The sequence below is a fragment of the Nonomuraea insulae genome (assembly GCF_042656245.1).
This window is the reverse complement of record NZ_JBHSPA010000073.1, coordinates 143631-157446: the sequence shown is the minus strand read 5'-3', so window position 1 is coordinate 157446 and position 13816 is coordinate 143631. Positions and strand designations below refer to the sequence as shown.

Genomic DNA, 13816 nt, shown 5'->3' with positions numbered 1-13816 from the left:
CTTTCTTCGCAGTTGATCAGCCTAACTTCTGACAAATATTGACTTTTGCCAGTATGGTGCTGGAGTTCTTGTCTCAGCCGTCACAGGAGTCACTCCCCTCATGCCCAACGTCGAACCCCTTCGCGAGGGCGACCCGGCAGCGGTGGGACCCTACCGGCTGGTCGGTCGGCTCGGCGCGGGCGGCCACGGTGTCGTCTACCTCGGTCAGGCACGCAACGGGACCCCCGTCGCCGTCAAGGTGCTGCGCGAGGGGCTCGCCGTAGGCGCGCGCCTGGCCAAGGAGATCGCCGCCGCGCGCAAGGTCGAGCCGTTCTGCCTCGCGCAGGTGCTCGACGCCTCGACCAGCGGCAGGCCGTACATCGTGTCCGAGTACGTGGACGGCCCATCGCTGCAGCAGGCCGGACGGCGCGGCGGGGCGGAGCTCCAGCGGCTCGCCGTGGCGACCGCGACCGCGCTCGACGCCATCCACCAGGCAGGCGTCGTCCACGGCGACTTCACGCCGTCCAACGTCCTGCTCGGGCCCGACGGGGCCCAGGTGGTCGACTTCGGCATCGCCGGGGCGCTGGGCTCGGGCATGAAGGCGACCAGCAACATCGTGGGGACGCCCGCGTACATGGCGCCCGAGCAGCTCGCGGGCAAGGCCGTCGGGGCGGCGGCGGACGTGTTCGGGTGGGCGGCCGTCCTCGTGTACGCGGCCACCGGCGTGCCGCCGTTCGGCGACGACGCGCTGCCCGTGGTGATCAACCGCATCCTGCGTGAGGAACCGCAGCTCGGGGAGCTGGGACGGCCACTGCGCGACATCGTCTCCGCCTGCCTGGCCAAGGACCCGGCGGCCCGCCCGCCGATGCGCGACGTCCTGCTGCGCCTGGCCGCCCCCTCGCGGCGGCCCTCCACTCCTTACGCGGCCCCGCACCCCGGACAGGCCGCCTCCGATCAGGCCGCGTCCTCCGAGCAGCCCTCGGCCCGTCCCACGTCCTCCGAGCAGGCGGCGGCCTGGCAGCAGACCCTCGACCAGCCTGCGACCCGCTATCAGGGCTATGAGCAGACGCCCGACCGCTCCTGGGAGGCGGCCCAGGAGCGCTCGCGGGAGCAGGCCGCCGACCCCGCCGACCCCGCCGCCGGTCGCGACACGGCCGCGCACCAGAGCCGCTCCCAGGGCGCGCCCGGCCGTCCGCACGCGCCAGGACAGCCGGGCGGCGGGACCGGCCAGGGCCTGCCCCCGCGCCAGGCCGGCAGCCCGCACCAGGGCACGGCCGAGACGCCCATCCGCCGCAGGCCCCGGGACCAGCACCAGCAAGCCCAGGCGGCGCACCAGGCGATGGGCGGCCCTCACCAGGGCTCCTCGCCGCACCAGCACCCGGCCGACGCGCACCATGGGATGGCGCCCGGCGCACACCAGGACTCCGGCCAGGACGCCTCGCCGCTCCAGGCCCTGTTCGACCTCGCCTCCCCGGTGGAGTCCCAGAACGACGGGAACGGGCAGGGGCCGCACGGCCAGCACGGGCAGGGGCCGCACGGCCCGCACGGGCCGGGGCCGCACGACCGATTCGCGCACGGGGCCGATGCGCACGACCGGCTCCCGCAAGCTCCCCCGGCCGGTCCGCACGAGGCCGGGGCGGGCACGAGTGTGGAGAGCGGCGGCGCGGCGCCCCCGAGGTCCCGGGGGCGGCGGGTCAAGACGGTGCTCATCGCGGCCGTCTCCGCCGTGTGCGTGTGCGCGCTGGCCATGGCCATCGTCTGGCTCACCCCCACCACGCCCACCCCCAAGACCAAGAACATCGCCGTCGTCGGCAACCCCACGACGGCCCCGGCCACGCCCAGCCCCGGGCGGACCCGTAGCAGGGCGACCCCGCAGACGGACGGCACCCCGAGCACCGTCCCGAGCGACGGCGAGGGCGTCACCGCCACCCCGGCGGCCGACGTCGACCGCCTCCGGGTCATGTACGTGCGCGCCGGCGGCACCAAGGACGGCGACTGCTGGACCGGCGGCGAGGTGAGCCTGCGCGCGCTGGTACGCCGTGCGGGCGGCCCGGTGACCTTCAGCTACACCTGGCTGATCGACGGCGCGTCGGCGGGCCGGGCCTCGGCGGTCATCTCCGAGAACGGCCAGCGCTATCTCACCTCGCCCAGAACACTCCAGAGCACCACGGGCGGCACGCACAGCGTCACCCTCCGGATCACCGCGCCGGTCACCGCCGAACGGACGGTCTCGGTCATGATGTGCGACCCGGCGACGTACTGACGGGCTATGAGCGGTTCCTGAGCTGCTCCACCAGGTCGAGCGCGGCGTCGGCGATCACCGTGCCCGGCGGGAAGATCGCGGCGGCGCCCGCCTCGCGCAGGTCGTCGTGGTCGCCGGGCGGGATGACGCCGCCCACGACGATCATGATGTCGGCGGCGTCGAGACCGGCCAGGGCCCGGCGCAGCGCGGGCACCAGCGTGAGGTGCCCGGCGGCCAGCGACGAGACGCCCACGATGTGCACGTCGGCCTCGACCGCCTGCCTGGCGACCTCCTCGGGCGTCTGGAACAGCGGGCCGACGTCCACGTCGAAGCCCAGGTCGGCGAAGGCGGTGGCGATCACCTTCTGGCCGCGGTCGTGGCCGTCCTGGCCCATCTTGGCGACCAGGATGCGCGGGCGTCGCCCCTCGGCCCTGGCGAAGTCGTCGCAGGCGGATCGGACGCGTTCGATGTTGCCGGCCGGGCCCGACTCGTCGCGGTACACGCCAGTGATGGTACGCACCTGCTCGGCGTGCCGGCCGAACACCAGCTCCAGCGCGTCGGAGATCTCCCCCACGGTGGCCTTGGCGCGGGCGGCGTCCACGGCCAGCTTGAGCAGGTTGTGCTCCAGGCCGGGGGCGGGGTGCCCGGCGGCCTTGGTGAGCGCGTCGAGGGCGCGCCGCACGGCCTCGCCGTCACGTTCGGCCCTGAGGCGGGCGAGTTTGTCGAGTTGCTCGGCGCGTACGGCGCTGTTGTCGACCTTGAGCACCTCGATCGTCTCGTCGCCCTCGGCCCGGTACTTGTTGACGCCGATCACCGGCTGGCGGCCCGAGTCGATGCGGGCCTGCGTGCGGGCGGCGGCCTCCTCGATGCGCAGCTTGGGCAGCCCCGCCTCGATCGCCTTGGCCATGCCGCCCGCGGCCTCGACCTCCTGGATGTGCTCCCAGGCGCGCTCGGCGAGGTCGTGGGTGAGGCGCTCGACGTAGTAGGAGCCGCCCCAGGGGTCGATCACCTGCGTGGTGCCGGACTCCTGCTGCAGGAGGAGCTGGGTGTTGCGGGCGATGCGGGCGGAGAAGTCGGTGGGCAGCGCGAGCGCCTCGTCCAGGGCGTTGGTGTGCAGGGACTGCGTGTGGCCCTGGGTGGCGGCCATGGCCTCGACGCACGTGCGGGCGACGTTGTTGAAGACGTCCTGCGCGGTCAGCGACCAGCCGGAGGTCTGGCTGTGCGTACGCAGGCTCAGCGACTTCGGGTTCTTCGCGCCGAACCCGGCCACGAGCCTGGCCCAGAGCAGCCGGGCGGCGCGGAGCTTGGCGACCTCCATGAAGAAGTTCATGCCGATGCACCAGAAGAACGACAGGCGCGGCGCGAACCGGTCGATGTCCATGCCCGCGGCCACCCCGGCGCGCAGGTATTCGACGCCGTCGGCGAGCGTGTAGGCCAGCTCGAGGTCGCAGGTGGCCCCAGCTTCCTGAATGTGGTAGCCAGAAATGCTGATCGAATTAAATTTCGGCATCTTTTCGCTCGTATACGCGAAGATATCCGAAATGATCCGCATCGACGGTGTTGGGGGATAAATGTAGGTATTGCGTACCATGAACTCTTTGAGGATGTCGTTCTGGATCGTCCCCGCGAGTTCCTCCGGCGCGACGCCCTGCTCCTCGGCCGCCACGATGTACAGCGCGAGGACGGGCAGCACGGCGCCGTTCATGGTCATGGACACCGACATGCGGTCGAGCGGGATCCCGTCGAACAACTGCCGCATGTCGTAGATCGAGTCGATCGCCACCCCCGCCATGCCCACGTCACCGGCCACCCGGGGATGGTCGGAGTCGTAGCCGCGGTGCGTGGCCAGGTCGAAGGCCACCGACAGGCCCTTCTGCCCGGCGGCCAGGTTGCGGCGGTAGAAGGCGTTGGAGTCGCCGGCCGTGGAGAAGCCCGCGTACTGGCGGATGGTCCAGGGCTGGTTGACGTACATGGTGGGGTACGGGCCGCGCAGGTAGGGGGCGGCGCCGGGGTAGGTGCGCAGGAAGTCGAGGCCGTCGAGGTCGGCGGCGGTGTAGAGCGGCTTGACCCCGATGCCCTCTGGCGTCTCCCACACCTCGCCCGCCGCCTCCGGGCCCTGCTCCGCCGGCCAGGGCAGGGGGTTGAGCGGGATGCCGGAGAAGTCGGGGATCATCGGGTCGCCTCCAGGTCGTCGAAGGTCTCGCTGAGCACGGCCAGCGCGTCGCAACCCGCGTACAGGTTGGCGTCCACGCCCTCGTACTGCCCCTTCCCCGCCAGCCACACCTTTCTCGCGCCCGCCTTGCGCAGGGCGGTGGCGACGGCGGCGGCGTGCTGGGCGTACAGCTTGTCGCTGGAGCAGAGGCAGGCCACGGTGGCGCCGCTCACGGCGAAGGCGGTGGCGATCTGCTCGGGGTCGGCCCCGGGGCCGGCGTTCTCGGTGGCCAGCCCGCCGGCCTGGAACAGGTTCGCGGCGAAGGCGGCCCTGGCGGTGTGGGCGGCCAGGGGGCCGATGGTGGCCAGGAACACCTTGGGGCGCTCGGCCCGCGCGTCGGCCCACGCGTCGGCCCGATCCCGCAACCGCTCGAACGGCTCCGCGTACCGCCCCTTCGCCGGCCCCGGCCCTTCCCGCGAGGGGCGTTTCTCCTCGACGTCAGGGAACTCGCTCACGCCCGTGATCGGGAAGCGGCGGTGCGCGACGTCGTCGGCGCGGCGGGCCCGGGTGGCGGCGACGCGGCCGGACACGAGGGGCTCGGCCGCCTCGATGCCCCCGGCCGCCTCGATCTCCTGGAAGAAGGACCAGGAGGCGTCGGCGAGGTCGGCGGTGCGGCGTTCGACGTACCAGGAGCCGCCCGCGGGATCGATCACGCGCCCCAGGCCCGACTCCTCCAGCAGCAGCGACTGCGTGTTGCGGGCGATGCGCCGGGAGAAGGCGTCCGGCAGTCCGAGGCAGGCGTCGAACGGCTGCACGGTGACCGCCTCCGCCCCGCCCACCCCGGCGGCGAAGCAGGCCAGGGTGGTGCGGAGCATGTTCACCCATGGGTCGCGGGCGGTCATCATGGCCGAACTGGTGACCGCGTGCTGCCGCTGCCCGCCGGCCTCGGGCGCGCCGCAGACCTCGGCGACCCTGGCCCACAGGCGGCGCGCGGCCCGCAGTTTGGCGATGGTGGCGAACTGGTCGGCGGTGGCGGCGTACCGGAACTCGATCTGCCCCAGCGCCTGGCCGACGGAGAGCCCGCCGGCGGTGAGAGACCGCAGTTCGGCCAGGCCCGCGGCGATCGAGCAGGCCAGCTCCTCGGCGTCGCTCGCGCCCGCGTCGTGGTACGGCGTCGCGTCCACGGTGACGGCCCGCAACCCCGGGAACTCGGCGGCGCAACGCGCGGCCAGCTCGACCGCGACCTGCCCGCGGGCCCCGAGGTTCCCGCTCAGCGTGACGCCACGCGCGGCGGCCAGGCCGAAGAGGACCCCGGCTGCCTCGCGTGTCCGCGCCCCGGCCTCCAGCACGACCGGCGCCAGGTCGAGGCGGACGTCCTCGAGCACCGCGCCGAGCCGGTCCACCGGGATCGCGTCGTCGCCGACGACCAGCCACAACGAGGTGACGCCGTGCTCCAGATCGGCGAGCACGGCCTCGGGGTCGGCCACGGCGTGCCGCTGCCGCACGTCCCACCCGGCGGCGGCCCGGGACCCGCGCACGAAGGGCTGGGCCCCGGGCGACCCGGGATCACCGGGCAGATCGTCCGCGTCGTACAGAGGCGCGACCGTCACCCCGTCGTAGGTCGTCCTGGACAACACGTCCTCCGGCGAGCGCGAGTCGGAGATGCCGGACTTGCGCAGAACTTCCGCCGCCAGCGCGCGCCAGTCGTCTCGGGATATGGACGCGAACCCCGCTGCCAGTTCCATGTTCGGATAGTAGGCGGAAGCCCGCGCACGCAGTAACCCCGGGGCGGCGCGACACAACCGCCACGTGATCGGTTCCTAACCGATCGGCGCCTCCCAGGCCAACCGCCACGTGATCGGCCCCACGATCCCGTCGTCATCCTGGCCCTGCTGCCGCTGGAACCGCAGGCACACCTCACGCGACGCGGAACCGTAGGCGCCGTCCACGTCCAGCTCCCAGCCGCGCGTGCTCATCTGCGCCTGCCAGGTCCGCACGTCCTCCCCCTGGATCACCGGCGGATACTTCAGCAGCCGCCCGGGGAACGGCGGGGCCGTGGGACCGCTGTTCCCCGGCCGGGGGGCGCCGCGTTTGACCCAGGCGTAGAGGGGGTCGCCGGGGCAGTCGGTGGCGTACCCGTCGCGGTGGCCCTTGATCTCCTTGCCGGCGCGGCCGTGGTCGCGTACGTACTGGATCGCGTCGAGGATCGCGTGCAGGATGCCGTCGGTCGGCTGGACGAGGCCGGCGTTGCCGACGAGCCCGAGCACGGCGTAGTGGCCCGCGTTGAGGCCGGGGCCGTTGGCGGCGGGCAGGTGGTGCAGGCCGCGCCCCTCGAACACCTTCCTGTGCGGACACGTCACATACGTGTATCCGATGTCGATCCAGCCGTTCCCGTCCATGTGGTAGCCCTGGATCGACCGCACCATGGCCACGCACTGAGCGTGGTCGGAGACGATGCCCGGATCGACTCTTCCGCCCGTGTAGTGAACTTTGACTCCCTTGGTGGAGTCGAGCTGTGTGTAGTCGCCGCGCGGCGCGCGGGCGTTCCAATCGCGCCGTAACACCAGGTCGATGGCCACGGTGAACTCCGAAGGGTCGCTGTAGGGACGACCGAGCGTAACGCGGGGGACGCGGACGGGTCCGGAGATCGCCGATTTTCGGCTACGGTCTGATCACCCGCTGGTCCGTCACGATGGCGCTGATCAGGTCGTGCGGTGTCACGTCGAACGCCGGGTTCAGCGCCCGGGTCCCCTCCGGCGCCAGCCGGACGCCTCTGATGGCCACCACCTCGTCCGCGCCCCGGTCCTCGATCTCGATCTGGTCGCCCGACGGGGTGTTCTGGTCGATCGTGGACTCGGGCGCGACCACGATGAAGGGCACGCCGGCCCGTTCCGCGCCGAGCGCGAGCGCGTACGAGCCGATCTTGTTGGCGGTGTCGCCGTTGGCGGCGATGCGGTCGGCGCCGATGAGCACCGCGTCCACCCCGCCCTTGGCCAGCAGGTAGGGTCCCGCGGAGTCGGCGATGAGGAAATGCGGCGCCCCCATCCTGGCCAGCTCCCACGTCGTGAGCCTGGCGCCCTGCAGCAGCGGCCGGGTCTCCAGGGCGAGCACCTCGGCCAGCCGCCCGCGCTCGTGCAGGGTCTGGACGACGCCGAGCGCGGTGCCGCGTTCGACGGCGGCCAGCCCGCCGGTGTTGCACACGGTCATGATCCGGAGGCGGTCGCCTTCGAGCAGGTCGGCCCCGCGCTCGCCCATGGCCCGGCAGGCGGCGATGTCGTCGTCGCGTACGCGCAGCGCGGCGGCCAGCACCGCCTCGCGACCCCTGGGCACATAGGTGGCGGCCTGGTCGACGCCCCAGGCGAGATTGACGGCGGTGGGCCGGGCCGCGCGCAGCTCGGCGATCTGGGCGGAGTCGCCGTCGGCGAGCACGACGCCGAGCGCCCCGGCCACGCCGAGCGCGGGCGCGCCGCGCACGGCCAGCCGGCGGATGGCGTCCACGAGCTCGGCGACGGAGTGAATGCGCAGCATGACGCACTTGTCGGGCAGCAGGGTCTGGTCCACGAGCTCGACGGCCCCGTCGACCCAGTCGATGGTCCTCACACGCAAACGCTAACTTAGCGACCGGGCCGTATTCAGCGTTCGGCCAGGACGATCACCGAGTCCCGCTCACCGAGGACGAGAGGCTCCGCCTTGTCGGGGTTCAGGACGATGCCGTAGTGCGGCGGGTCATTGCGCCTTTCTGCGTCGCGATAGCCGATGGCGGTCTCGTGCCTGCGCCGCGCCGACTCCACGACGGTGGAGAACGACACCGTCGTGCCCGGCCGCACGTAGTCGCCCGCGGGGCGCGGGTAGATCTCCGAGCCGCGCGAGTCGAAGAGGTAGGCGAACACGTCCGCCAGGTGCCGGTTCTCGGCGAGCTGGGCCAGGAGCAGGCCGATGACGGTGTCGCTGATCACGATGTCGTCGGCCTCGGTGACCTCGGCCAGGGCGCGGTTGTTCTCGTCGTGCATCTCGCTGACGATCGAGTAGTGCTCGCCCAGCGTGCTCTGCATGTCGCGCAGCTGCAGCAGCGTCATGAGGGTGCGCGTGTCGGAGTGGTGCGGGTCGAAGCGGTCGTCGGAGAGCACGATGACGTGCTGGAAGAGGCCGACGCCGAGGGACTCCAGGGCGAACCTGTCGGTGGTGTCGCAGTCCTTGACGTTCACGGTGAGGTTGCGCAGGCCCGCGAGGCTCGTACCGGCCTTGGGGTGGTCGGCGGCGACCTCCAGGACCGAGCCTGGGGCGACGTAGCCGTCGAGGTAGCGGATGATCTGCTCGGCGCGGCCGTTCCAGTTGAGCAGGAGCGTGCGCTCGGGCTCGGTGGCCCGCTTGCCCGCCACGACGATGGCGGCCTCGTCCAGGGACGGCTTGCCGGCGGCCAGGCGCACGTGGGAGTCGTCGTGCGCGATGACGATGACCTCGTCGTCGGCGTTGATGACGGTGTCCATGGGCGGGTTCAGCACGACGCCTGTGGGCCGGCGCAGGCCGATCGCGGAGGCGGTCTGGTAGGCGTGCAGCGCGTCCCCGTAGGTGACGCCCACGAGCTTCTTCGGGGTGCGCAGATAGATCTCGCCGCCGTCGAAGTTGAGCAGGTCCATGCAGACCACGGACATCCCGGACTGGCGGGAGGACTGCACGATGAGCCGCGAGGCGGTGTCGTCGGAGTCGACCAGGTGCACGTCCTGGCCGCCGGCCAGACGGGCGGCGGCGATGTTGCGGCTGGAGGCGAGCCCGGCGACGACCGGCGGGTGCACGCCCTGCCGCTTGGCCAGGGCGAGCAGGATCTTGATCACGTGAGCGTCGGAGTCCTCGCTCTCGGGCGAGAGCACGACGACGGAGCGGGCGCTGGCGAGGTTCATCAGCGCGAGGTCGCGCGGCTCGGTGGGCCGCCCGGTGCGGCAGACCAGCCGGGTCCTGCCGAGGTCGCCGACGTGCTCGCGGATGTCCTCCTCCATCTCCAGCTTGTCACGTTCCGCCAGTACGGCGATGACCGTGCCCTTCTGGCTGGCCTGCGCCTTGGCCAGCTCGGTGACGATCGTGAACATCTGGTCGGACCAGCCGAGGATCACCGTGTGCCCCGACTCCACGATCCGCGAACGGCCCCTGCGCAGGCGGTCCACCTTCTGCTTGAGGCCGTTCGACAGCAGGCCGACGAGCATGCTGACGATGAACAGGCCGCCCAGCGACCCGGCGAACATCACTGTCATGTACGCCATCGAGCCCTTGTCGCTCGCCACCTTGCTCGGGGTGAGCGCGTGCATGAGCGTGATCCAGAGCACTTCCCCGGCATGCCCCACACCCTCGGGCTCTTCGGGCGCGACCCACAACGTCAGCCCCGCCACCACCACGATCAGCCCGACCGACACCACCGCCAGCCAGCCGATCAGCGACGCCGTCCCCTTGGACATGGTGTTGTCGAACCAGTAACGCGCCCGTTCACGGAACGTGACCTTCGACACTTCCCCGATACCTCCGCGTAAGGAGTGATTTCACCCGACGACACAAGGTACCGGTGGATCTTTGCATTCGCAGGACGACCGGTAACGTATCGGCCATGGCGACCCCCCTCACCCCCGACGATCCGGCGTCGCTGGGCGGGTTCCGGCTGACGGGCCGGCTCGGCGAAGGCGGCCAGGGCGTGGTCTATCTCGCCCGGTCCGAGGACGGCGAACAGGTCGCGATCAAGCTCCTGAGCACGGGAGACAAAGAGACGCGGGCCCGGCTGGCGCGGGAGCTCGACGCGCTGGAGAGCATCGCCTCCTTCTGCACGGCGCGCGTCATCGACGTCTCGACCGGCGGGCAGCGGCCGTTCGTCGTGAGCGAATTCGTGGACGGCCCCTCGCTGGCCGACCGCGTACGCGAGCGCGGCCCCCTCCGCGGCGGCGACCTCGAACGCCTCGTCGTCGGCACCGCCACCGCGCTGGCCGCCATCCACGCGGCCGGGGTCGTGCACCGCGACTTCAAGCCGGCCAACGTGCTGCTCGGCCCCGACGGGCCGCGCGTGGTGGACTTCGGCATCGCCAGGGCCGAGGGGGCGGCGACGATGACCTCGGGGCTGATCGGCACGCCCGCCTATCTGGCGCCCGAGCAGATCGGCGGCTCGCCCGCCGGGCCGGCGTCCGACGTGTTCGCGTGGGCGGCGTCCATGGTGTACGCGGCCACGGGGACGAGCCCGTTCGGCGCCGACACCGTGCCGGCCGTGCTGCACCGGGTGCTGCACGCCGAGCCTGACCTGTCGCCGCTGCCGCCCAGGCTGCGCGAGGTGCTCGCGTCCTGCCTGGCCAAGGACCCGGCACGCCGGCCGACGGCCCGGCACCTCATGGTCTCCTTGATCAACCCCAACACCCCCGGCCCCGCACCGCCTCCTGGGTCCGGTTCTCAAGGGTCAGGCTCGGGCCCTCAGGGTTTCCCGCCCGCGGCGTTCCCTGGCCCGCGCCCCGGTGACAGGCCCGCCGCGCCTCATGATGGCGGGCCCACCGGACCGCCGGCGCCGCCGCACACCACTGCGGGAACGGCGCGGGCGAACCGCCGGCGGGGCCCGCTCATCGGCATCGTGGCGGCGGTGATCGCCCTCGCCGTGGCCGGCGGCGCCGTCCTGCTGCTGAACCGCGCCCCCGGCACAGTCGCCGTACGCTCGCCGTCGGCCGAGCAGTCCGCACGCACGGAACCCGGCACCGCGACGGAGACGCCCGACAACGGAACGGCGATCCCTGAGGAGACGGCGACCCCTGAGGAGACGGCGGAGCAGACGTCTGATCCTGATCTGAAGATCCCGGCCACCTTCGCGGGAGACTGGCGGGGCCACACCCTCAGCACGAACTTCCTGGACTCCGACGGCGCCGACAACGAGGTGAAGCTGGAGAAGGGCGAATCCAGCGCGGAGTGGTCGGAGAAGGACCAGGACGACGACTGCCGGGGCACCATCAACCTGACCAAGGTGGAGACCAGCCGTCTCACCTTTTATCTGGGCCCGAACGAGGGTAACTGCATCGCCGGAACGATCACCCTCGACAGGGACGGCGACAACCTCACATACACCTGGCGTGACGTGCCTGGCCCCGGTCTCGTCACTCAGACCGGTACCCTCAAGAAGAACTAAGCGATTTCCCCGTCTAAACCCTTCGACATCCGCCATCGACACGGAGATCATTAACGGTATGTCTGTGATCAGGGAGGTGCCGTTCCCCAGCCCGGACTCCTCAGAGCTCCCGATGAACATCTGGATCGACGACGCCGATTCCGCCATCGACGTCATCGACGCGCTGGCGTTGTCGCCGTTCGCGACGGGTGTCCAGCCGTGGTCGCGGCTGGCCAACCTGGAACGCGTACGCCCTGACGCCACGCTCACCCCCGCCGGTGGGCGCGTGCTGCGTACCGCGCGGGTCGAGGACGGCTCGGAGTCGAGGCTGATCTGCGGCGACGGCTGGACCCTGCGCGTCGTACGCCACCGCAACCGCACCGCGACCGTGAGCGTGACCGCGGTCAACGAGGACCTGGCCAAGACGGTGCTCGCGGAGAGCATCGAGGGGGCGGAAGAGGCCGCACCCGACGTGGACCACATCGAGATGGGCTTCTGGTGGCGGGGCATGCACGGCGGCACCCGCTCAGAGAAGCCGATCACGGCCCAGCCCTGGGACGAGATCAGCTCGAACTACACGGCCAAGGTCCGCCCGGCCCTCGACCGGCTGATGTCGATCACCCCGGCCGACGTCAACGGCCGCCTCATCCTCCTGCACGGGCAGCCGGGCACCGGCAAGACCACGCTGCTGCGCTCGCTGGCCAAGCAGTGGCACGACTGGTGCCAGGTGGACTGCGTACTCGATCCTGAGCGCCTGTTCAACGAGCCGGGCTACCTGATGGAGGTGGCGGTCGGCTACGACACCGACGAGGAGGCGCAGCGCTGGCGGCTGCTGGTGCTGGAGGACTGCGACGAGCTGATCAGCTCGGGCGCGAAGGCGCAGGCGGGGCAGGGGCTCTCACGCCTGCTCAACCTGACCGACGGGCTGCTCGGGCAGGGCCGCGACGTCCTGGTGGCGATCACCACGAACGAGGACCTGGCCCGCCTCCACCCCGCCGTCGTCCGCCCCGGCCGCTGCCTGGCGCAGGTCGAGGTGGGGCCGCTGAGCAAGGAAGAGGCGGTCACATGGCTGGGGTCCCCGGACGGCGTGGGTGCGTCGGGGGCGACGCTGGCGGAACTGTACGCCCTGCGCGCGGGCCGCGAGATCACCCCGACACCGGGCGACGAGTCCACCGGCCTCTACCTCTGACCGTGTGCGGCGTTGGTGACTCGTCCGTCACAGGGCCGCCTCCACCGCCACGCGGGCGGCGATCCTGGCCGCCAGCACGTGCTTGCAGGGGCCGCGCGACCCCCGATGGTCGAACCACCAGGGGCACGTGCACGTCCCCTCCGTCACCGCCACCAGCCGCACCCCGCCCCCGGTCGTCACCTCGGCGCGGTCGTCGGCCAGCAGGCGTACGGCCCTTGAGGTGATCAGCCTCCTGGCCGCCGTGAGGCGTGGGTTGAGCTCGGCCACCTGGTCCTTGTCGTAGGGCAGCTCCCGGTGGAAGTGGGCGGCCTCGTGCAGGTCGTAGCCGACGCGGCCGGAGGTGCCGAGCTGGGTGAGCGCGGCGCGTACCCGATCGATGGGCAGGCCGGAGCGGTCGGCGAGCAGCCCCAGCTCGACGGTGGGCTCGAAGTTGAGCAGCATGCCGACCACGTCGGCGTCGGCGGCGGCCTCGTCGGTGGACAGGTCGTCCAGGACCTGGCCCTCGCCGGAGAAGCCGCGCGACGGCGCGGGTGAGACGGCCAGGGTGTAGCGCATGCCGGGCAGTTCCAGTTCCCAGGCGCTGGTCGTGGCGGAGTCGTCGGCGGGGCCGTACACCCGCAGCGCCTTGGCGAATCTGAGCAGGGGCAGCAGCGTGGCCACCCGCCCGGTGCCCGACAGGCAGACGCCGCCCGGCGCGGGCCCTGAGGACAGGCGCAGGTCGCGGCCGGCCGGGGTGGCCCAGACGGTGGAGCGGGCGGAGCGGGGCAGGGAGCGCAGGAAGCGTACGGCCTGGGGGCCCGCCAGCTCGGCCCGCAGGTCCCACCCTGCGGCCATGACCTGCACCTCGGCGAACCCGCGCAACCACCGCGACGGCAGCGGCACCTTCTTCTCCACCACCGCGCCGTCGAGCGTGGTGACGGTCAGCTCGTCGGGCCCGACGCCCAGGTGGAGCGGGTCCCTGCCGCCCGCCGTCGCACGTCACCACCGGGTCGCGGGTCCAGCCGGGCCGGGGCTGGTGGTAGCGGGTGAGCGCCACGTCGGCCACGGCCAGCAGCCCGGCGGCGGCCGGGGCGGCCTGGGAGAGCAGCCCGCTGAAGAATCTGGGGTGGGCCTGGAGGCCGGATAACGCCGTGCCGC

The 13816-nt window shown here is 72.2% G+C and carries 10 protein-coding genes; 4 read left to right on the top strand and 6 right to left on the bottom strand.

Annotated features, from left to right (window positions below; genetic code table 11):
• The first annotated feature begins 100 nt into the window (after window positions 1-100).
• The gene (locus tag ACFPZ3_RS50545) at window positions 101-2242 is read left to right on the top strand and encodes a serine/threonine-protein kinase (protein WP_379521594.1); all 2142 of its coding nucleotides are present in this window, start codon (window positions 101-103) and stop codon (window positions 2240-2242) included.
• A 4-nt stretch (window positions 2243-2246) separates the two neighbouring features.
• Here ACFPZ3_RS50545 and scpA read toward each other — a convergent pair whose 3' ends face one another.
• The 5 genes from scpA to ACFPZ3_RS50520 all read right to left on the bottom strand — a co-directional run bounded on the left by scpA (window position 2247) and on the right by ACFPZ3_RS50520 (window position 9871).
• Window positions 2247-4394: a methylmalonyl-CoA mutase gene (gene scpA / locus ACFPZ3_RS50540; protein WP_379521593.1), complete on the bottom strand. Its 2148-nt coding sequence runs from the start codon at window positions 4392-4394 to the stop codon at window positions 2247-2249.
• The gene (locus ACFPZ3_RS50535) at window positions 4391-6118 is read right to left on the bottom strand and encodes a methylmalonyl-CoA mutase family protein (RefSeq protein ID WP_379521592.1); all 1728 of its coding nucleotides are present in this window, start codon (window positions 6116-6118) and stop codon (window positions 4391-4393) included. The genes scpA and ACFPZ3_RS50535 overlap by 4 nt, the downstream gene beginning before the upstream one ends.
• A gap of 75 nt (window positions 6119-6193) precedes the next feature.
• A complete protein-coding gene (locus tag ACFPZ3_RS50530) occupies window positions 6194-6952 on the bottom strand; it encodes a peptidoglycan recognition protein family protein (RefSeq protein WP_379521591.1) in 759 nt (252 codons plus the stop codon).
• An 82-nt stretch (window positions 6953-7034) separates the two neighbouring features.
• Window positions 7035-7973 carry an S-methyl-5-thioribose-1-phosphate isomerase gene (mtnA, locus tag ACFPZ3_RS50525; protein ID WP_379521590.1) on the bottom strand — a complete coding sequence of 313 codons (939 nt, stop codon included), beginning with the start codon at window positions 7971-7973 and terminating at the stop codon, window positions 7035-7037.
• Window positions 7974-8005: 32 nt separating this feature from the next.
• Window positions 8006-9871, bottom strand: a complete 1866-nt coding sequence (locus ACFPZ3_RS50520) for a CASTOR/POLLUX-related putative ion channel (RefSeq protein ID WP_379521589.1) — start codon at window positions 9869-9871, stop codon at window positions 8006-8008.
• 95 nt (window positions 9872-9966) lie between these two features.
• Here ACFPZ3_RS50520 and ACFPZ3_RS50515 point away from each other — a divergent pair, with 95 nt between their 5' ends.
• Together ACFPZ3_RS50515 and ACFPZ3_RS50510 are read left to right on the top strand one after the other, a co-directional pair.
• Complete coding sequence (locus tag ACFPZ3_RS50515; RefSeq protein ID WP_379521588.1) at window positions 9967-11511, top strand: serine/threonine protein kinase; 1545 nt, start codon at window positions 9967-9969, stop codon at window positions 11509-11511.
• A gap of 58 nt (window positions 11512-11569) precedes the next feature.
• Entirely contained in the window at window positions 11570-12679 is a 1110-nt protein-coding gene (locus tag ACFPZ3_RS50510) for a DUF5925 domain-containing protein (protein WP_379521587.1), read from the top strand.
• Window positions 12680-12706: 27 nt separating this feature from the next.
• Here the strand turns inward: ACFPZ3_RS50510 and ACFPZ3_RS50505 are convergent, their stop codons facing one another.
• Entirely contained in the window at window positions 12707-13513 is an 807-nt protein-coding gene (locus tag ACFPZ3_RS50505; RefSeq protein WP_379521586.1) for an SWIM zinc finger family protein, read from the bottom strand.
• Between ACFPZ3_RS50505 and ACFPZ3_RS50500 the strand changes: the two genes are divergently transcribed.
• Window positions 13512-13805, top strand: a complete 294-nt coding sequence (locus ACFPZ3_RS50500; protein ID WP_379521585.1) for a hypothetical protein — start codon at window positions 13512-13514, stop codon at window positions 13803-13805. The genes ACFPZ3_RS50505 and ACFPZ3_RS50500 overlap by 2 nt on opposite strands.
• Window positions 13806-13816 lie beyond the last annotated feature (11 nt).